Source organism: Pseudomonas parasichuanensis (assembly GCF_021601385.1).
Taxonomy (GTDB): Bacteria; Pseudomonadota; Gammaproteobacteria; order Pseudomonadales; family Pseudomonadaceae; genus Aquipseudomonas; species Aquipseudomonas parasichuanensis.
The window spans coordinates 24,592-42,351 of the sequence record NZ_BQHO01000029.1; the positions used below are offsets into that span (position 1 = coordinate 24,592).

General features: G+C 65.6%; 19 protein-coding genes. 8 read left to right on the top strand and 11 right to left on the bottom strand.

Translation table 11 applies throughout. The features are described 5' to 3' along the window. The first annotated feature begins 267 nt into the window (after window positions 1-267). The gene (locus L6D77_RS20540) at window positions 268-2,502 is read left to right on the top strand and encodes a TonB-dependent siderophore receptor (protein WP_232881717.1); all 2,235 of its coding nucleotides are present in this window, start codon (window positions 268-270) and stop codon (window positions 2,500-2,502) included. A 57-nt stretch (window positions 2,503-2,559) separates the two neighbouring features. Here L6D77_RS20540 and L6D77_RS20545 read toward each other — a convergent pair whose 3' ends face one another. Together L6D77_RS20545 and L6D77_RS20550 are read right to left on the bottom strand one after the other, a co-directional pair. Next, a complete protein-coding gene (locus L6D77_RS20545) occupies window positions 2,560-3,219 on the bottom strand; it encodes a DUF3313 domain-containing protein (protein ID WP_232881715.1) in 660 nt (219 codons plus the stop codon). Then, the gene (locus L6D77_RS20550; RefSeq protein ID WP_232881713.1) at window positions 3,216-3,524 is read right to left on the bottom strand and encodes a hypothetical protein; all 309 of its coding nucleotides are present in this window, start codon (window positions 3,522-3,524) and stop codon (window positions 3,216-3,218) included. Before L6D77_RS20550 ends, L6D77_RS20545 begins: the two co-directional genes overlap by 4 nt. A gap of 157 nt (window positions 3,525-3,681) precedes the next feature. On the opposite strand from L6D77_RS20550, the gene L6D77_RS20555 reads away from it, so the two are divergent. After that, window positions 3,682-4,389, top strand: coding sequence for a response regulator (locus tag L6D77_RS20555; RefSeq protein ID WP_232881710.1), 708 nt, complete (start codon window positions 3,682-3,684; stop codon window positions 4,387-4,389). After that, window positions 4,386-5,720: an ATP-binding protein gene (locus L6D77_RS20560; protein ID WP_232881708.1), complete on the top strand. Its 1,335-nt coding sequence runs from the start codon at window positions 4,386-4,388 to the stop codon at window positions 5,718-5,720. The genes L6D77_RS20555 and L6D77_RS20560 overlap by 4 nt, the downstream gene beginning before the upstream one ends. A gap of 3 nt (window positions 5,721-5,723) precedes the next feature. Here the strand turns inward: L6D77_RS20560 and L6D77_RS20565 are convergent, their stop codons facing one another. Beyond that, window positions 5,724-7,031, bottom strand: a complete 1,308-nt coding sequence (locus L6D77_RS20565; RefSeq protein ID WP_232881698.1) for a substrate-binding domain-containing protein — start codon at window positions 7,029-7,031, stop codon at window positions 5,724-5,726. A gap of 206 nt (window positions 7,032-7,237) precedes the next feature. Further along, entirely contained in the window at window positions 7,238-8,635 is a 1,398-nt protein-coding gene (locus L6D77_RS20570; RefSeq protein WP_232881696.1) for a purine-cytosine permease family protein, read from the bottom strand. A 261-nt stretch (window positions 8,636-8,896) separates the two neighbouring features. Between L6D77_RS20570 and L6D77_RS20575 the strand changes: the two genes are divergently transcribed. From L6D77_RS20575 to L6D77_RS20590, 4 genes are all read left to right on the top strand, one after another. Next, a complete protein-coding gene (locus L6D77_RS20575; protein ID WP_232881694.1) occupies window positions 8,897-9,781 on the top strand; it encodes an EamA family transporter in 885 nt (294 codons plus the stop codon). 179 nt (window positions 9,782-9,960) lie between these two features. Next, window positions 9,961-10,281, top strand: coding sequence for a YbjQ family protein (locus L6D77_RS20580; protein ID WP_110995759.1), 321 nt, complete (start codon window positions 9,961-9,963; stop codon window positions 10,279-10,281). A 140-nt stretch (window positions 10,282-10,421) separates the two neighbouring features. Beyond that, window positions 10,422-10,610: a hypothetical protein gene (locus L6D77_RS20585; protein ID WP_232881692.1), complete on the top strand. Its 189-nt coding sequence runs from the start codon at window positions 10,422-10,424 to the stop codon at window positions 10,608-10,610. 140 nt (window positions 10,611-10,750) lie between these two features. Continuing rightward, complete coding sequence (locus tag L6D77_RS20590) at window positions 10,751-11,056, top strand: hypothetical protein (RefSeq protein WP_232881690.1); 306 nt, start codon at window positions 10,751-10,753, stop codon at window positions 11,054-11,056. Here the strand turns inward: L6D77_RS20590 and L6D77_RS20595 are convergent. The 4 genes from L6D77_RS20595 to ampC all read right to left on the bottom strand — a co-directional run bounded on the left by L6D77_RS20595 (window position 11,047) and on the right by ampC (window position 13,972). Continuing rightward, window positions 11,047-11,469 (bottom strand): group II truncated hemoglobin, encoded by a 423-nt coding sequence (locus L6D77_RS20595; RefSeq protein ID WP_232881689.1) that lies wholly within the window; start codon window positions 11,467-11,469, stop codon window positions 11,047-11,049. The two genes, L6D77_RS20590 and L6D77_RS20595, sit on opposite strands and share 10 nt — an antisense overlap. A 96-nt stretch (window positions 11,470-11,565) precedes the next feature. Further along, window positions 11,566-11,898, bottom strand: coding sequence for a hypothetical protein (locus tag L6D77_RS20600; RefSeq protein WP_232881687.1), 333 nt, complete (start codon window positions 11,896-11,898; stop codon window positions 11,566-11,568). A 308-nt stretch (window positions 11,899-12,206) separates the two neighbouring features. Then, a complete protein-coding gene (locus tag L6D77_RS20605; RefSeq protein WP_232881685.1) occupies window positions 12,207-12,830 on the bottom strand; it encodes a glutathione S-transferase family protein in 624 nt (207 codons plus the stop codon). 2 nt (window positions 12,831-12,832) lie between these two features. Then, entirely contained in the window at window positions 12,833-13,972 is a 1,140-nt protein-coding gene (gene ampC / locus L6D77_RS20610) for a class C beta-lactamase (RefSeq protein ID WP_232881683.1), read from the bottom strand. Between the two features lie 132 nt (window positions 13,973-14,104). Here ampC and L6D77_RS20615 point away from each other — a divergent pair, with 132 nt between their 5' ends. Beyond that, window positions 14,105-15,094, top strand: coding sequence for a bile acid:sodium symporter family protein (locus tag L6D77_RS20615; protein WP_232881681.1), 990 nt, complete (start codon window positions 14,105-14,107; stop codon window positions 15,092-15,094). Here the strand turns inward: L6D77_RS20615 and L6D77_RS20620 are convergent. Genes L6D77_RS20620 through L6D77_RS20630 form a run of 3 tightly spaced genes read right to left on the bottom strand, consistent with a single transcriptional unit; the run spans window position 15,091 to window position 17,734 of the window. Beyond that, the gene (locus L6D77_RS20620) at window positions 15,091-15,678 is read right to left on the bottom strand and encodes a TetR/AcrR family transcriptional regulator (protein WP_232881679.1); all 588 of its coding nucleotides are present in this window, start codon (window positions 15,676-15,678) and stop codon (window positions 15,091-15,093) included. The two genes, L6D77_RS20615 and L6D77_RS20620, sit on opposite strands and share 4 nt — an antisense overlap. A 10-nt stretch (window positions 15,679-15,688) precedes the next feature. Further along, the gene (locus L6D77_RS20625) at window positions 15,689-16,537 is read right to left on the bottom strand and encodes a 3-hydroxybutyryl-CoA dehydrogenase (RefSeq protein WP_232881677.1); all 849 of its coding nucleotides are present in this window, start codon (window positions 16,535-16,537) and stop codon (window positions 15,689-15,691) included. 12 nt (window positions 16,538-16,549) lie between these two features. Continuing rightward, window positions 16,550-17,734 (bottom strand): acetyl-CoA C-acyltransferase family protein, encoded by a 1,185-nt coding sequence (locus L6D77_RS20630; protein ID WP_232881675.1) that lies wholly within the window; start codon window positions 17,732-17,734, stop codon window positions 16,550-16,552. Between the last annotated feature and the right edge of the window lie 26 nt (window positions 17,735-17,760).

Sequence of the window (17,760 nt, forward strand, 5' to 3'; positions counted from 1 at the left end):
AACCGTCAGAGGGGCCCGGCATCACATGGTCTTGAGGCTAGCCCTGAATGCCGGGGATGCCGATGGCAGGGCTGTTACATTTCTTTTCCATCAAGATAGTTATTACGAATTATTAGCAATTGTAAAAATTTCGTAAAAACCCTAGGATGCGCCGCAGCCGTCGCAGAACGGGCGCGCCACTTTGCGGTGCGCATGTACAACCATAAAAAATGCCAGTGATTAGCCCCTTACGTACCGAGCTTCACAACACACTAGGGGTCGACAAGCGTGCAACAGCAGCACTCTCTGAACACGGTTCAAGGGGCAGGGAACGCCACCACCGTCCGCCAGCGCCATCCACTGGCCCTGGCCATTCTCGCCGCCACCCTCGTCACGCCCGCCGGCATGGCCTGGGCAGAGCAGGCCGGCGGTGCGGGTACCCTGGAGCTGGGCGCCACCGCCATCACTGACTCGTCGCTGGGTGAAACCACCGAAGGCAGCGGCTCCTACACCACTGGTGCCACCCGCACCGCCACGCGCATGGCGCTGTCGCCGCGCGAGACGCCGCAGTCGGTGAGTGTGATTACCCGCCAGCAAATGGATGACCAGAACCTCACCAGCATCAGCGATGTACTGGGCAAGACCCCAGGCGTCACTGTCAACAAGCTCGACAGCAACCGCGCCAGCTTCAAGGCGCGAGGCTTTGACATCGACAACTTCCAGATTGATGGCATCCCGGCGGCATTCCGCTTCGGCAACGGCATCGACCAGACCGACATGGCCATCTACGACCGGGTGGAGGTGCTGCGTGGCGCCACGGGCCTGCTCAGCGGCTTCGGCAGCCCCTCGGCGACCGTCAACCTGGTGCGCAAGCGGCCGACCCGCGAGCTGTCGGGTCATGTGTCGCTGGGTGCCGGCAGCTGGGACACCTACCGCGGTGAATTCGACATCGGTGGCGCGCTGACCCCCGAAGGCAATGTGCGTGGGCGCTTCGTCACGGCCTATGAAGATGGCCAGTCGTTCATGGACAACCTGTCCGAGAAGAAGCAAACGATGTACGGCATCGTCGAAACCGACCTGAGCGAAGACACCCTGCTCAGCGTTGGCCTGAGCCGCCAGACCAATCGCCCGGAAGGTTCGTCCTGGGGGCCATCGACGCCTCTGCTGGACAACAAAGGCAATAAATTCGGCATGTCGCGCTCATTCAACCCGGGCGCCAAGTGGAGCTCATGGGACAACACCGCCGACAACCTGTTCGTCACCCTCGAGCAGCGCCTGGCCAACGACTGGACCCTCAAGGCCTCGGCCAGTCGCAGCGAGACCGATTCGCCCATCACACTGGGCTCGGCAGCCAGCGGCTATCCGGATTCGGCCACCGGTGCCGGCATGGGCGTGTGGCTGGGGCGCTACCGCTACCAGACCGACCAGAACGCCTACGACCTGTACGCCAGTGGCCCGTTCCAGATGCTCGGCCGTGAGCACGAGCTGGTGGCCGGTATCTCCCACCGCGACACCCGGGCCCATGAAGAGAGCTGGCCATTCCTGTTCGGCAGCGCCAACATCTACCAATGGAGCGGCGACTACCCCGAACAGGATTGGGGCCGCCCGTTGTCGAAGGTCGACACCCGCCTGCGCGAAGATGCCGCCTACCTGACCGGTCGATTCAAACCGACCGACCGGCTCTCGATCATCCTCGGCGGGCGCCTGTCCAACTGGCAGCTCGACAGCACCCGCCTGGACACCACCAGTGGCGATCGCAGCAAGACCCAGGACCTGGAAGAGAACGGCGTGGTGGTACCTTACGCCGGCATAGTCTACGACCTGGACGACACCTGGTCGGTGTACGGCAGCTACACCAGCATTTTCAAACCGCACGAAAGCGAGCAGGACGCCAGCGGCAAGATGATCGAGCCGGAGGAGGGCGATGCCTACGAGCTGGGCCTGAAGGGCGAGTTCTTCGATGGCCGCCTGAACGCCAGCCTTGCCGTGTTCGAAGTGCAGCAGGACAACCTGGCAGAGCTCGAACGTACCGACCCGATCACCAACCGCGGCATCTACCGCTCGATCCAGGGTGCCAAGACCCGAGGCTTCGAGCTTGAGCTGGCGGGTGAGTTGACGCCGAACTGGCAGGTGCAGGGCGGTTTCACCCACCGCATCACCCGTGATGGCGAGCACGACAAGATCTCCACCATCGAACCGGAGAACCTGCTGCGCCTGTCCACCAGCTACCGCCTGCCCGGGGTATGGAACAAGCTGACCGTGGGTGGCTCGGCCAACTGGCAGAGCAAGGTGTGGAAGGACCTCGACAGCCCGGTGGCGGCCGGCGAGACCATTCGCTACACCCAGTCGGACTACCTGATCCTCGATGCCATGGCCCGCTACCAGGTGACCGAGCAGCTGTCGGTGACCCTCAACGGCAACAACCTCACCGACAAGAAGTACTTCAACAACCTGGGCTTCTATAACGGTGGTTTCTACGGTGATCCGCGCAACTTCATGTTGACCACCCGCTACGCCTTCTAAGCCTGACCCCGCCACACTTGCGCACGCACTGGGTTCGCCCCGTGCGTGCGCAGTCAGTTACCGATGGTTGACCGCATATGCCTGGCGCACATCGCTGGCCCAGCCATCGAGCACGGCCTTGACGTTGTCGGCGGTCATTTGCTGGTGGTCGTTTTCCAACGGCACACCAGTCCCGGTGAGCACCGCCGCGCCGATCAGCCTGCCGCTGGTACCTGCCTCGAAACGCAGCTCGCTGGCAATTTCACTGTCCAGGTCGCGCCAGCCTGCAGCGCTGCTTACCCCGGCCGCAACCAGGGTGATCGGCAGCCATTCATAGAAGCGCAAACCTTGGGTATGGGCGTCGACTCGGCTGATGACCGGCCTGATCACCAGGGTGTTCGGGCCTGGGCGCTCGACCACGGTCATGACCTTGCCCAGCTCGTTGCGCAATGCCGCGTCGTAGTAACCGGTGATGCTGGCCAGCGTGCGCTGTGGGATGCGTGGGGTCGGCGCGGGCGCGGGGTAGAGCTGGCTGGGCGCGAGGTACACCTGGATATAGCGGCCGCGCGGCAGTTTCGGGTCGACCCAGGTCAGCGCGGTGCCGCCCGAAGGCGTCGGGTGCTGGCTCAGCACGCTGTAGTCCGGCAGGAAACCGGCAGGCGGCGGCGCTTTGCTGCTGCACGCCGACAGGCCCAATACGCAGGTCAGCAGCACGGCACGGGCAGGGCAGCGCTTCATGGCTGGCCTCCGGCTGCGCCGGTCGCCGGCTCCTGCGGCGAATGCTCGATGTGCAGTTGCCCCTTGGCCATCATCCAGTGGATGAGTTCGTTCGCCGTCACCGTATGGCTGTATTCCACCCATTCGCCGTGGGCCGGGCTGTAATGTTCGAAGTAGCGCCGCAGGACGATCTGGCCGTTGTGCTCGCCCAGTTCAAGGCTCGCCTGCTGGATGGTCAGGGCTGCGCCGTCGCCACGGGTGCTGGTGCGCTGGGTGAGGATCAGGGCCGGGCCCTCGTTGCTGGTGCTGCGGTGCGAGACGTTCATCGGTGCCCCCAGGTGAAGAAGGCCTGCAGGGTGCCCCAGGTTGTTTGCCGGCGAATGTCGGTGTGATGTCCACACTGTAGAAATGTTGCGCGGTTGAAATATATGACCGCAGCCGCGCAATGGTTTTAGATACGCCCTTTTTCTGGACCCTGTGACCGTGAGCAGACTGCTGATCGTCGACGACGACGTGGAAATCCTGGCCCTGCTGAAGCAGTTCTTCATGCAGCATGCCTACGAGGTCGAGTTGGCCGCCGACGGCCAGGCCATGTGGGCGGCCATTGCCCGGCAAGCCCCGGACATCATCATTCTCGACCTGATGCTGCCGGGCGAGGGTGGCCTGAGCCTGTGCCAGAAGGTCCGTGCGCAAACCGGCATCCCGATCGTCATGCTCACCGCCATGGCCGAGCTGAGCGACCGTATCGTCGGCCTGGAACTGGGCGCCGACGACTACCTGACCAAACCCTTCGACCCGCGTGAACTGCTTGCCCGCCTGCGTGCCGTGCAGCGCCGGGCCGGTGGCCAGTTGCCCCGTGCCGAGGCCGTGCGGCCGCTGATCGGCTTTGCCGGCTGGCAGCTCGATGTCACCTGCCGCGAGCTGCGCTCGCCCGCGCAGGTGATGATTCCGTTGTCTGGCGCCGAGTTCGACCTGCTGGTGGTGTTCCTCGAACACCCGCAGCGCATCCTCACCCGCGAGCAACTGATCGACCTGACCCGTGGCCAGGGGCATGACGCCTTCGACCGCAGCATCGATGTGCAGGTCAGCCGGCTGCGGCGCAAGATCGAGCCGGACAGCAAGCGGCCGGACCTGATCCGCACCGTGCGCAACGGCGGCTACCTGTTCACCGCCAAGGTCACCCGCTCATGATCGGCCGGTTGTTGCGCCGCGACACCCTGCGCTGGCGGATCGCCCTGACCATCTTCGCCGCCATGCTGGCGTCGCTGGCGCTCAATGCACTGTTCGTCCAGGTGGCCGGCATCTGGGCGCGCCCTCCAATCGAGCGCACTGGCCTGCTCGAACAGATCGCCGTGACCACGCGCCTGCTGGAGGCGGCGCCGATACCGTTGCGCGGGCAACTGGCGCAGGCGGCGAGCAACCCGACCTTGCAAGTGACCTGGAGCCGCCAGCGTGAAGCTCTCGGGCTGCCCGACGCGGGCATGCCGGTGGAGGCCGACCGCATTCCGGCCTTGCGGCCATTGCTGGGGCAGGGCCGGACGATCGAGGCGTTCAACCCTTCGGATTGGCCAGCGGGCAGCGCCCAGGCGCATTACGGCGCACTGGTGCGCCTGGCCGATGGCAGCTGGCTGTCGTTCGTCCCGCCCGAACGCAGTTGGGGGCTCAGCGCGCCGGCACGGATTGCGGTGATCCTCGGCCTGGGGCTGGTCGCCACGCTGCTGGTGGCCTGGCTGGCCACGCGGCAGCTGGCCAACCCGCTGCAGCGCTTCGCCAGCGCGGCGCGGCGTTTTGGCGGCGACCTACAGGCACCGCCCATCGATATCGAAGGGCCGCAGGAGATCCGCCAGGCTATCGTCGCGTTCAACACCATGCAGGCGCAGATCCAGCATTTCGTCCGTGAGCGCACGCAGATGCTCGCCGCCATCTCCCATGACCTGCGCGCCCCCCTGACGCGCCTGCGCCTGCGCAGTGAATTCATGGCAGACCTGGAGCACCAGCGCAAGCTGGTACGCGATGTCGACGAGATGCAATCGATGATCAACGCAGCCCTGGCGTTTTTCCGCGAAGGCACGCAACTGGAGCAGGCGACGGTGTTCGACTTGTCCGAGCTGTTGCAGACCATCCTCGACGACTACTGCGACCAGCACATCGATGTCGACTTCAGCGGCCCTGCGCACCTGGTGCATTGGGGCCGACCGTTGGCGCTCAAGCGGGTGGTGGTCAACCTGCTGGAGAACGCCATCAAGTACGCGCGTGCCCCGCGCATTGCCCTGAGCCGTGAAGCGCATCGGGTGCTGATCGAGATCAGCGATGAAGGGCCGGGCATCCCCGAGGCGGCACTGCAGCAGGTGTTCGAGCCGTTCTTCCGCCTGGAAGGCTCACGCAACCGGCATACCGGCGGCGTCGGGCTGGGGCTGTCGGCGGCGCGGGCGATGGTGCGCGAGCAGGGGGGCGAGCTGACCTTGCACAACCGCCGGGGCGCGGGGCTGGTGGCGCGGATCGAGCTGCCAGACTACCGCTGAGGCTCAGTACACCCAGACCTCGACCCGGCGATTGCGCAAGCGCCCCTGTTCGAGGTCGTTGCCCGCCACCGGCAGCTCGTCGCCCATGCCGGTCACTTCCTTGACCTCGACGCCCTGGCGCGCCAGTTCGCGGCGCACCGCCATGGCCCGCAGGCGCGAGAGCAGGGCGGCGCGGCCCGGGGTTTCCTTGGGGTCGCCAAAGCCCACCAGCACCGCCTTGCGCTGTAACTTGCCGGCCTGGCGCAGGTAGTCGCCGACCCGCTGAACATCGCGCAGGGCCTTGTTGTCGAGGCCGGCGCTGCCCTCCTGGAAGCGGAAGTTGACCGTCAGGCGGTTGGCTTCGCGCGCAAGGCTCAGGTAGCGCACGGGCATGTCCGCTTGCGCCGGCACCGGCAGCGCCTTGATCTGCTGCGAGACAAAGCCCTGCTCGGCGACGATGGCCTGGCCGGCGGGGCTCTGGGCGAACTCGGCCAGGGCCCGGGCCTGGGGGATCGCGTTGGCCGGCAAGTAGAAGAACAGGCGCCGCGACAGCGGATAGTCCTCGCTGGCCACCAATGCGCGGCTGGGCGGCAGGGCGGCGGCGTCACCGTCGGCCACCGCCAGGACCTTGGCCCCGTGCACCGTGGCCAGGCCGCTGAAACCGATGGCCTGGCGGTCGGCCTTGACCTGTTCGGCCAGGGCGTCGGCGGACTCGAAACGCCGGGCCTGGGCCGACAGTTCGCCGTGTCGCGGGTCTAGCACCAGTGCCTTGAAGGTTTCGAAGGTGCCCGAGCGGTCGTCGCGGGCGTATAGGCGGATGGCGCCCCCGGGCACCCCCAACTGCTCCCAGCGTGAGAGCTGGCCAGAGAAGATTTGCGCCAGTTGCACGGTGGTCAGCTGCGTCAGTGGGTTGTCGGGGTGGACGATGACCGCCACGCCATCCAGGCCGATCACCTGTTCCGACCCGGCCCCGCGCAGGTCGCCCAGGGCTTGCAGCTGCTGCGCCTCGCGGTTGCTGACGGGGCGTGAGGCGGCGGCCAGGTCGGCGTCGCCCCGGGCCAGGGCGGCAAAGCCGGTGCTTGACCCGTGGGCGGCGATGTCGATGCGCAGCGGCTGGCCGTTGCGGCTCTGGGCGCGGATCACGGTCTCGTTGACGGCCGCGCCGGGTTGGCTGTCGATGGCACTGGCGCCTTGCGCCTGCAGCAGCCCGCGCACCAGCGCCGGGGCCAGTGAGGCGCCGATGGTGTTGGAGCCCTGCATGCGCAGTTGCACGGGCTCGGCCACGGCCAGCGCGGGGAGCAGACAGAGCAGAAGGGTGAACAGGCGGTGCATGCCGGGGACCTTTGGCACAGAGTTGCGCCGCAGATTACGACAGTGGCGTGACTGAGAGATGACAGGTGCTTTTGATGCCTTCAGTTGTATGGCGACAGGTATGCATCGCTTTTGAAATCGAGCGCCGCCCGCGCGGCGCTCGATCTCATAGGCGCTGCAAAACCATCGGCAAGCACCTGGCGGCCCTCACCCAATTTCCCGTCAGATCAACGCGCCTCAGGCACGATGATATGGGACGGCGCCTCGCAGGCCCGGCGGCGGGCGACGCAGTAATACAGCACGCTCGGCACCACCAGCCCGATCAGCCAGGACACATCCACGCCGCCCAGGTGCGCGACCATGGGCCCGGTATACAGCTTGGTGTCGATGAACGGCATCTGCACCAGCACGCCGAAGGTGTACACGCCGATCCCAGGCCAGTTCCAGCGGCCATAGCGGCCGTTGGGGTCGGCCAGTGCCGGGATGTCGTAGCGCTCCTTGGTGATGAAGTAGTAATCCACCAGGTTCACCGCGCTCCAGGGCACGAAGAAGGTCAGCAGGAACAGGATGAACGACTTGAACGCGGTGAGGAACGAGTGCTGGCCAAGCAGAGCGACCAGCGTCGCGGCCCCGACGATACCGAGCACGAACACCAGGCGCTGGGCACGGCTGATCGACAGGTGGCCACGAAAACCGCTGATGATCGTGGCGATGCACATGAAGCTGCCGTAGCTGTTGAGCGTAGAGATGGTCACCTTGCCGAACGCGATGCAGAAGTACAGCAGCGCCGCCGTGGTGCCGGCGCCACCCAGGCCGACGATGTAGGCCACTTCACGCCCCGAGAACTGCCCGCCGGCGATGGCCACGGCAAACACCCCGAGGACCATCGACGCCTGGGCGCCGAGCACAGAGCCCAAGCCTGCGGCGAGGAAGGTTTTCAGCGGCGAGGTATTGCTGGGCAGGTAGCGCGAATAGTCGGCCACATAGGGGCCGAAGGCGATCTGCCAGGACGCCGCCAGGGAGACCGCGAGCAGGAAGGTCGCCCAGCTGAAGTGGCGGTTGGCGAGCAGCTCGCTGATGTCGGCGAGCATCAAGATGCGGCTGAACAGGTAGACGAAGGCGATGATCCCCAGCACGCTGGCCACCCGGCCGATCCAGTGGATCACCCGGTAGCCGGCCAGGGTCGCCAGCACGATCACCCCGGCGAACAGCAGGATCCCGGTGCTGTCGCTGACGCTGAGCAACTGGCCGATGGCCTGGCCGGACAGCACCGTGCCGGTGGCGGTGAAGCCCATGTACATCAGGCACACCAGCACCATGGGGATGGCCGCGCCGTAGACGCCGAACTGCACACGGCTGGAGATCATCTGCGGCAGCCCCAGGCGTGGTCCCTGGGCAGCATGCAGGGCCATCACCGCGCCGCCGATCAGCTGGCCGATGAACAGGCCGATCAGCGACCAGAACACATCGCCGCCGAGCACCACGGCCAGGGCGCCGGTGACGATGGCGGTAATCTGCAGGTTGGCACCCAGCCACAGGGTGAACTGGCTGTAGACGCGTCCGTGGCGTTCGGCTTCGGGGATGTAGTCGATCGAGCGTTGCTCGATCACAGGTTTGCTGGACATCGGGGAGGGCTCCGCTTCGTTGTTTTTGTGGGGGCGGCGGCAATCGGCGGGACGCAGGGCGGATGGCCGAGACCTGATATGAGCATGTCTATACAAGTAAGGTCAAGTGAAGCTTGAGGGCGGAGTTCCCAGCTGGCATCGAGCCAATACAGCGCACTGTTACGCAAGGTCGACACATAACTGTGCTGGTGCCTGGATCAGCAATCGCCTTATGCTGTAACGAAATATGTCTAGAACAAGCCTGCAGAAGGAAAGCGTGCCATGCCACTCAAGGACCTGCTGATCGCCCTGGTGGTGATCATCGCCTGGGGCGTCAATTTCGTGGTCATCAAGGTCGGCCTCGACGGCTTGCCGCCGATGCTGCTGGGCGCCTTGCGCTTTCTGCTGGTGGCCTTCCCGGCGGTGCTGTTGGTGCGGCGCCCGAACCTGCCGTGGCGCTGGCTGATCGCTTACGGCGCGACCATTTCCCTCGGGCAGTTCGCCTTCCTGTTCCAGGCCATGTACAGCGGCATGCCGCCAGGGCTGGCATCGCTGGTGCTGCAGTCGCAGGCGTTCTTCACCCTCGGTTTCGCCGCGCTGTTTCTCGGTGAGCGGCTGCGCCTGGCCAGTGTGCTCGGGCTGCTGGTGGCGGCCGGGGGGCTGGCGGTGATCGGCAGCGAGCACAGCAGCCACGTGCCGCTGATCGCCTTGCTGCTGACCCTGTGCGGCGGGGCCATGTGGGGCATGGGCAACATCATCACCCGGCGCTTCGGCAAGGTCGACCTGGTGGCGCTGGTGATCTGGGGCGGGCTGATCCCGCCGCTGCCGTTCCTGGCGCTGTCGTGGTGGCTGGAGGGGCCGGAGCTGATCGCCCATGCACTGCTCAACATCAGCTTGAGTTCGGTGCTGGCCCTGGCCTACCTGGCGTTCGTCGCCACCATGATCGGCTACAGCCTGTGGAGCACGCTGCTGTCGCGCCACCCGGCGGGCAAGGTGGCGCCGTTCTCGCTGCTGGTGCCGGTGATCGGCCTGAGTTCCTCGGCGCTGCTGCTGGGCGAGCGCTTGAGCCAGATGCAGGTCTGGGGTGGCCTGCTGGTGATGCTGGGGCTGTTGATCAATGTGTTCGGGCCGAGTTTGGGGCGCAGGCTGCGGCCGGCCAGTGCGTAGTCATTCAAGGCCTCATCGTTACAGAAAATACGCCTTGTCTTTGGGAACAACGGTCCCGTTGTAGGAGCGGCCTTGTGCCGCGAAAGGCTGCACAGCAGCCCCGGCAAGGCCGCTCCTGCAGGGAGCATGCACAGGCTCTGTTAGACTTGGCCTCTTTTGCCAGACCAACGGAGCAGCCCATGATCATCTCTACCACCAGCCAACTCGAAGGCCGCCCCGTGGCCGAGTACCTCGGTGTGGTCAGCGCCGAATCGGTGCAAGGGATCAACTTCGTGCGCGATTTTTTCGCACGCTTTCGCGACGTCTTCGGCGGCCGTTCGCAGACCCTGGAAGGCGCACTGAAGCTGGCCCGCGAGCAGGCCACCGAGGAGTTGCAGGCGCGGGCACGGCAGTTGCAAGCCGACGCAGTGCTGGGTGTGGACTTCGAGATCAGCATGCCGTCGGTGCAGGGCGGCATGGTCGTGGTGTTCGCAACCGGCACGGCGGTGCGCCTGAAATAGCAAAGTGCCATTGGTCGGGCAAGGTTGTTTTGTCCGGCTGGTCTGCAAATGACCGGCTAGTCTCACTTCATCAGGCCGCCGCTTCACTTGGGCAAACACGCTGTTTGCCGGCGCGGTCAGCATTGGAGGGAGTCACGGGCATGAGCGAATCCTACTTCGAAGACTTGAACGATTCATTTCCGATCAACAACCAGGTGCGTTGCGGTCAGTCGGCATTCCAGCTGGGCTTCGCCAACATGACCCTGGACGAGTCGGAGCAGTTGCAACCGGCGCACCTGCAGCGTGCCAAGAAGGGGCGCTTCACCCCGCGGCTACCGCCGAAAAAGTAACCTTGCGCAGTACACGCCCCGCCCAACGGCGGGGTTTTTTTTGCATTCCTTGATCCTGCGCATGGCATTGCCCGGTTGTGCTCGTCGCACGCCCGGCGCTGTGGTTTGCTTGCGCGATTCACTCACGGAGTACCGATTCAATGCGTATCAGGGAAGAAACCTACTGGCAGTGGGCCGATACACAGTTGCACAGCCGCAGCCACGATGAGGTGCTGAGCGATGGCACCTGCATCGAAGTGCAGGTGCGTCTGTCGCGCCTGGGTGCCACGCAGATGTTCCTTGGGGTGTATGCCCAGGGGGGCAGGGCGCTGGTGGAGGAGTACTACCCGGCGCGCCCCGGTGAAACCATGACCCGTGCGCTGGTGTGGGGTGTGGACCGGGCCCGCGCCCTGGCCACCGGTGCCTTGCCGCTGCCCGTGCACACGCCGCGCCGGCTTCAGGCCTGAGGGTGGCGGTTGCGGCTGGCCTGGACGATACGTTCGGCGGGCACCCGTAGCTGGCGCAACAGGTACTCGGCAAAATCGACGGGCCAGGGTTGCAGGGCAATGGCCCGGGCCATGCAGTCCAGCCACTGGGCGCCGTGGCTTTCGTCGATTGGCCATTGCGCGTGGAACGACGGGATGGCGATCGAGCCATAGCGCTCGCTGTACAGGCGCGGTCCGCCCAGCCAACCACTGAGAAAACACGCCAATTTGTCGCGCGAAGCGGACAGATCCTGTGGGTGCATACGCCGCAGGCCCACGGCATCCGGAAGCTCATCCATCAGCCGATAGAAGTCGTCGACCAGCTGGCGCAGGCCGTCGATGCCGCCGGCGGCCTGGTAGGAGGCATCGTCGGTGCCGTAGGTGGGGGTGTTCATCAGGCGCTCCGTTTCGGTAGGGCGGCCATTCTAGCAGGCATGAAAAAGCCCGGCCTTGTGGGGCCGGGCTCAAGCTGTGGTGGACGACGTGACGTATCAGTTCAGCGTGTCGATCACCTTGACTGCCTGGCGCTCGCGGGCACCGGGCCATTCTTGTTGCAGGGTCTCGAGTACGCGGCCGACGAAACCGGTGTCGGCGGCGGCCTTCTTGCCGACGTAGCCCTGGCCACGGCGGTAGACCTTGAAGCGGGCGCGCATGCTGGGCATGTGCGATTCGAATTCGTCTTCGACCGTGTTCGGTGGCAGACGGTCCAGGCGTACTTCGCCGGACTGGCTGACCCACAGCAGATGGTCGTCGAGGCTGTCCTTGCGCGCGGCGAACAGCTGAGCCAATTGGTCGATGGTTGGATTGTTGTTCAAGTTCATCATAAAGCCCCCATTACCCTATTCGTTGGGTGAAGTTCGTTGTGAAGTTCACATTCGGCGCCACAACATGTAGCGCACTAACCAAAGCTGCTACAGCAGCATCGCAACAGGGGCTTTCTCACGCTGCCTTCTGGGCAGTTTCCCTCTCCACGGACGGCCTGCGTTACCGCGCAAGCCGTCTGGAACACCCTTGCCACCGCTCCCGATCAGGGAGACGGCCTCATCATGCCCAAGGCCCGGGAAGGGCGTCAATAGGTTTGTAGTGAATATTTTTAGTCACTACATCTTGTCGGACAATCCTGCATTTGCTGTCAGACCAAGCCGTTATCGCCGTGTTCAAGGAAGCCCGGGCGTTGCCGCAGCCGGGCATGGTAGGCCTCCAGCGCCGGCAGCGGCGGGTGCTCTACCGGGGTACGGCGCCAGCGGTTGAGCGACAGGCCGATGACCACGTCGGCCAGACTGAAATCGCTGCCGGCGATGTAGGCACCGGTGGCCTGCAGGCGTTGCTCGAGCAGGCCCATCCTGGCGCTCCACAGCGCACTGCTGGCGGCCAGCTGTGCCGGGTCCTGGTGGGCTGGCGACTGGCGCACCAGCGACATGAACGGGTAGCGCCAGGCGTCGTTGAGGTCGGTGGCCTGCCAGTCCAGCCACTGGTCCACGGCGGCCCGGGCGCGTGGCGCCGGCGGGTAGAGGTGGCTGCCGTCGTACTGGTTGGCCAGGTAGCGCAGGATGCTGTTGGACTCCCACAGCACGAAATCGCCATCGACGATCACCGGCACCATGGCGTTAGGGTTCAGGGCCAGGAACGCCGGGGTGTCGGTGGCCTGGAAGCCGCTACCCCAGTCTTCGCGCTGGTAGGGCAGGTTGAGTTCGGCGCAGGTCCACAGCACCTTGCGCACGTTGATCGACGAGGCCTTGCCGAGAATCTTCAACATGCTCATTGCTCCAGGCTGGACAGGATGCGCTGCGCGGCGCGCACGCGCTCCTCGTTGGGGTAGTTGCGGTTGGCAAGCAGCACGATGCCCATCTGCCTGGACGGCACGAAGGCGATGTAGGCGCCAAAGCCGCCGGTGGCGCCGGTCTTGTTGTACCAGGCTGCAGGTTCAGCAGGTTGTGCCGGGGTCAAGGCGCGGGTGGCCTGGGGCTCGCGGATCATCTTCGCGCCGTTGCCGGCCAGCAGGGTGTCGAGCGTGACCGGGTAGGGGTAGCGCTCCCAGCCCAGGCCCTGGGTCATCGCGCCGACCTGGAAGTAGCCGCCCTGGGTGATGGCGATGGCCTTGCGCAGGGCCGGGTCCAGCTCGGCGGGCTGCACCTGCAGTTGCACGTAGCGCAGCAGGTCGCTGGCACTGGTCTTGATGCCGTAGGCCTCGTCTGCATAAGGGCCCGGGTTTACCCGCACGGGGTTGTCGGCGGCATCGTAGCCCTGGGCGTAGAGCCCGCGCTCCTTGGCCGGGACCTCAAGATAGGTGTGCGTAAGGCCCAGGCGTGGCAGCAGGCCCTGGGTCATCAGCTCGGCGAACGGGCGCTGCTGCGAGCGGGCGGCGAGGTCACCGAACAGGCCCAGGCTGGGGTTCGAATAGCAGCGCTGGGTGCCGTGCTCGGCAACGCGCTTCCAGTTTTGCAACCAGGCCAGGGTTTGTTCGGGCGTTTGCACCTCGTCCGGGAACTGCAGCGGCAGGCAGTCGCCGCTGTAGGCGCCCAGCTCCAGCACGCTGGCACTGCCGATCGGGGCCTTGGCCAGGGCCGGCTGGTAGCGGCTGGCTGGGGCATAGAGGTCGAGCTTGCCTTCGGCGCTGGCCAGGGCGGCGAGGGTGGCGGTGAAGGTCTTGCTCAGCGAACCGACCTCGAACAGGGTGTCGCGGGTCACGGCTTGTTTATCGTGCTTGTTGGCCCAGCCATAGTTGAAGTAATGCGACTGGCCGTTGGCGTAGACGGCCACGGCCATGCCGGCTATGCCTTGTTCGCGCATCAGCGGCTGGATGATGCCATCGACCTGGCTTTGCAGGTCATCGGCCAGCAGTGGCGGTGCCACGAAAGCCAAGGCGGCAGTAAGCAGTGCGCGGTGGGTGCGGATCATCAAAAGGGGCTGTCCTTGTCAGGGCGGGGTGGTGGTGTCCGTTGCGCGACACTGGCAGGGGTTCCAGCGTTAGCGGCGCAAGGCCCGAAACCTTATCGTCTGGCCTTGCACAATGACAAGACGGAACCTGTGATGAAGTATTTGCGCATGCTGTTCGACAATTTCACCCTGGCCTTGCTCGGGGTGGTGTTCCTGGCCACCGTGCTGCCCTGTTCCGGCGAGGGCGCGCTGATGTTCGGCTGGCTGACCAACCTGGCCATCGGCCTGCTGTTCTTCCTGCATGGCGCCAAACTGTCGCGGGAAGCGATCATCGCCGGGGCCGGCCACTGGCGCCTGCACCTGCTGGTGTTCTCCTGCACCTTCGTGCTTTTCCCACTGCTGGGCATGGCCTTCAAGCCGCTGTTCGTACCGCTGGTGGGCAACGAGCTGTACCTGGGCGTGCTGTACCTGTGTGCTTTGCCGGCCACTGTGCAGTCGGCCATCGCCTTCACCTCGCTGGCCCGTGGCAACGTACCGGCGGCGATCTGCAGCGCGGCGGCATCGAGCCTGCTGGGCATCTTCCTTACGCCGCTGCTGGTGATGATGCTGCTCGGTGCCTCCGGTGATACCGGCTCGGGGCTGGACGCGGTGCTGAAAATCACCCTGCAACTGCTGGTGCCGTTCGTGGCCGGGCAGATTGCGCGGCGCTGGATCGGTGACTGGGTCAAGCGCAATGCGCGCTGGCTGAAGCTGGTCGACCAGGGCTCGATCCTGCTGGTGGTCTACACCGCCTTCAGCGAAGCGGTGGTCACAGGCCTGTGGCACACCGTGTCGCCACAACACCTGGCCGGGCTGTTTGCCGTGTGCGGGATCCTGCTGGCGGTGGTGCTGTTGGGCACCCGCGTGCTCGGGCGAGTGCTGGGGTTCAGTGTGGAAGACCGCATCACCATCCTGTTTGCCGGCTCCAAGAAGAGCCTGGCCACCGGCGTGCCGATGGCCCAGGTGCTGTTCGTAGGCAGTGGTATCGGGGCGATGATCCTGCCATTGATGTTGTTCCACCAGATCCAACTGATGGTTTGCGCGGTGCTGGCGCAGCGTTATGCCGCGCGGGAAACCGCAAGTGAGGCGGCGACGGCAGGCTAGCCGAGCGTGCGCTCGATGCCGCCCAGCACCAGGCTTTCCATCAGCGCCAGCCCCTGCGCTTCGCCCAGGTCGCGCTCGCGCAGCCAGCCTGGCAGCTGGTTGAGCAGGGTCGCCAGCACATGCCCGGTGGCGGCCAGGGCGGCGCCATCGAGCCGTGCCTGCGGGGCGATCAGGCGCAGCAGGCCGGCTTCATAGCGCTCGCGTAAGCACAGCAGGCGCGCCTGCTGTGCTTCGCTTAGGCAGCAGAAGTCGCGCTCGGCCAGGCGGAACTGCAACGGCCGTTCGCCATGCAGATGCCAGTGTGCGGCAATCAGGCAAGCCAGCACCGGCTTGCCCTTGGCCAGGGCCCTGCGGCCTTGGTCGAGGGTGGCCTGGAGCTCTTCGTAGAGCTCCTCGATCAGGTCGTAGAGCAGGTCCTGCTTGCTGGGGAAATGGTGGTACAGCGAACCCGCGGTCAGGCCTACGTGCGCCGCCAGCTCACGCATGCTGACCTGGCCGAAGCCCTTTTCAGCGAACAGCGCCATGGCCCTGTCACGCCGCTCTTCGAAGTTGGCACAGCGCATCGCCGCGTTGACCGGGGGCATGGCGCGCTCCTTAGTAGGTGAAGAAGCCGCGGCCGCTCTTGCGCCCCAGGTAGCCGGCGGCAACCATCTCCTTGAGCAGCGGGGCAGGGCGGTACTTGCTGTCATTGAAGCCCTCGTGGAAGGCCTCCATGATCGCCAGCAAGGTGTCCAGGCCCACCAGGTCGGCCAGGGCCAACGGGCCGATCGGCTGGTTGCAGCCCAGGCGCATGCCGGTGTCGATGTCCTCGGCACTGGCCAGGCCTTCCTGGCGCACGAAGATCGCCTCGTTGATCATCGGCACCAGGATGCGGTTGACCACGAAGCCCGGGCGATTGCCGGCGGTGATCGGGGTCTTGCCAAGCTTCTCGGTGACCAACAGCGCCTGGGCGTAGGTGCTGTCGCTGGTCTGCAGGCCACGGATGATCTCGACCAGGGCCATCATCGGCACCGGGTTGAAGAAGTGCACGCCGATGAAGCGCTCGGGGTGCTCGATGCTGGCGGCCAGTTGGGTGACCGACAGTGACGAGGTGTTGGTGGCGATCAGGCAGTCGCTGCCGACGTTGGCCGCCACCTGCTGCAGGATGCGTTGCTTGAGTTGCAGGTTCTCGGTGGCTGCCTCGATCACCAGCTGCGCGCTGGCCAGCTGGGCGTAGTCGGTGCTGGTGCGGATGCGGGTTTTCGCCGCCGCTGCTGTGTCCGCATCCAGGGTGCCCTTGTTGACCTGGCGCTCGAGGTTCTTGCCCAGGGTGGCCACGCCACGCTCCAGCGCGGCGTCGGACACGTCCACCAGCAGCACCTGGTAGCCGGCCACCGCGCACACCTGCGCGATGCCGTTGCCCATGGTGCCGGCGCCGATCACGGCGATCTGTTCGATAGTCATGTTGCCGGTTCCTTACACGCGTTCGAAGACGACGGCGATACCCTGGCCGCCGCCGATGCACATGGTGGCCAGGGCGTAACGGCCCTGCACACGCTGCAGTTCATGGATCGCCTTGGTGGCGATGATCGCGCCGGTGGCACCCACCGGGTGGCCCAGGGAGATGCCCGAACCGTTGGGGTTGACCTTTTCCGGGTCGAAGCCCAGGGCGCGGGACACGGCGCAGGCCTGGGAAGCGAAGGCTTCGTTGGACTCGATCACATCCAGGTCGGACACCTTGAGGCCGGCCTTTTCCAGCACTTTTTTGGTCGCCGGGATCGGGCCCAGGCCCATCAATTCAGGCTCGACGCCGGCATGGGCATAAGCCACCAGGCGAGCCAACGGCTTGAGGCCCAGGCGCTGCACGGCGTCACCGGTGGCCAGCACCAGGGCGGCGGCACCATCGTTGATGCTGCTGGCGTTGCCGGCGGTGACGCTGCCGTCCTTCTTGAACGCAGGCTTCATGCCGGCCAGTTGCTCGGCGGACGCTTCGCCACGCACGTTCTCGTCGACGCTGAACTGCACGCTGCCTTTGCGGGTCTTGATCTCGATCGGCACGATCTGGCTGTCGAAGCGGCCTTCGGCAATGGCGCGGGCGGCGCGGCGCTGGCTGGTCAGGGCCACTTCGTCCTGCATTTCGCGGGTGATGCCGTGGGCGGCCGCGACGTTCTCGGCGGTGATGCCCATGTGGAAGTGCTCGAACGGGTCCTGCAGGATGCCAACCATGTAGTCGATACCCTGCAAGTCACCCATGCGCGCGCCCCAGCGGGCTTGTGGCAGCAGGTACGGGCCGCGGCTCATGGATTCGGCGCCGGCGGCCAGGGCGATGTCGCTTTCACCCAGCAACAGGCCCTGGGCGGCCGAGACGATGGCCTGCAGGCCCGAGCCGCACAGGCGGTTGACGTTGAAGGCGGGGGTTTCCTTGGGCACGCCGGCATTCATCGAGGCCAGGCGGCTCAGGTAGGCGTCGCGGGGTTCGGTGGGGATCACGGTGCCCATCACCACGTGGCCGATCTGCTCGGCGCTCACACCCGAGCGCTCGATGGCGGCGCGGGTGACCTGGGTGGCCAGGTCGGCCAGCGGCAGGTCCTTGAGCGAACCGCCAAAACTGCCGATGGCCGAACGCACTGCGCTGACGACGTAGATTTCTGTGCTGCTCATAAAGGCTCCGTTTGCAAAGACATGGC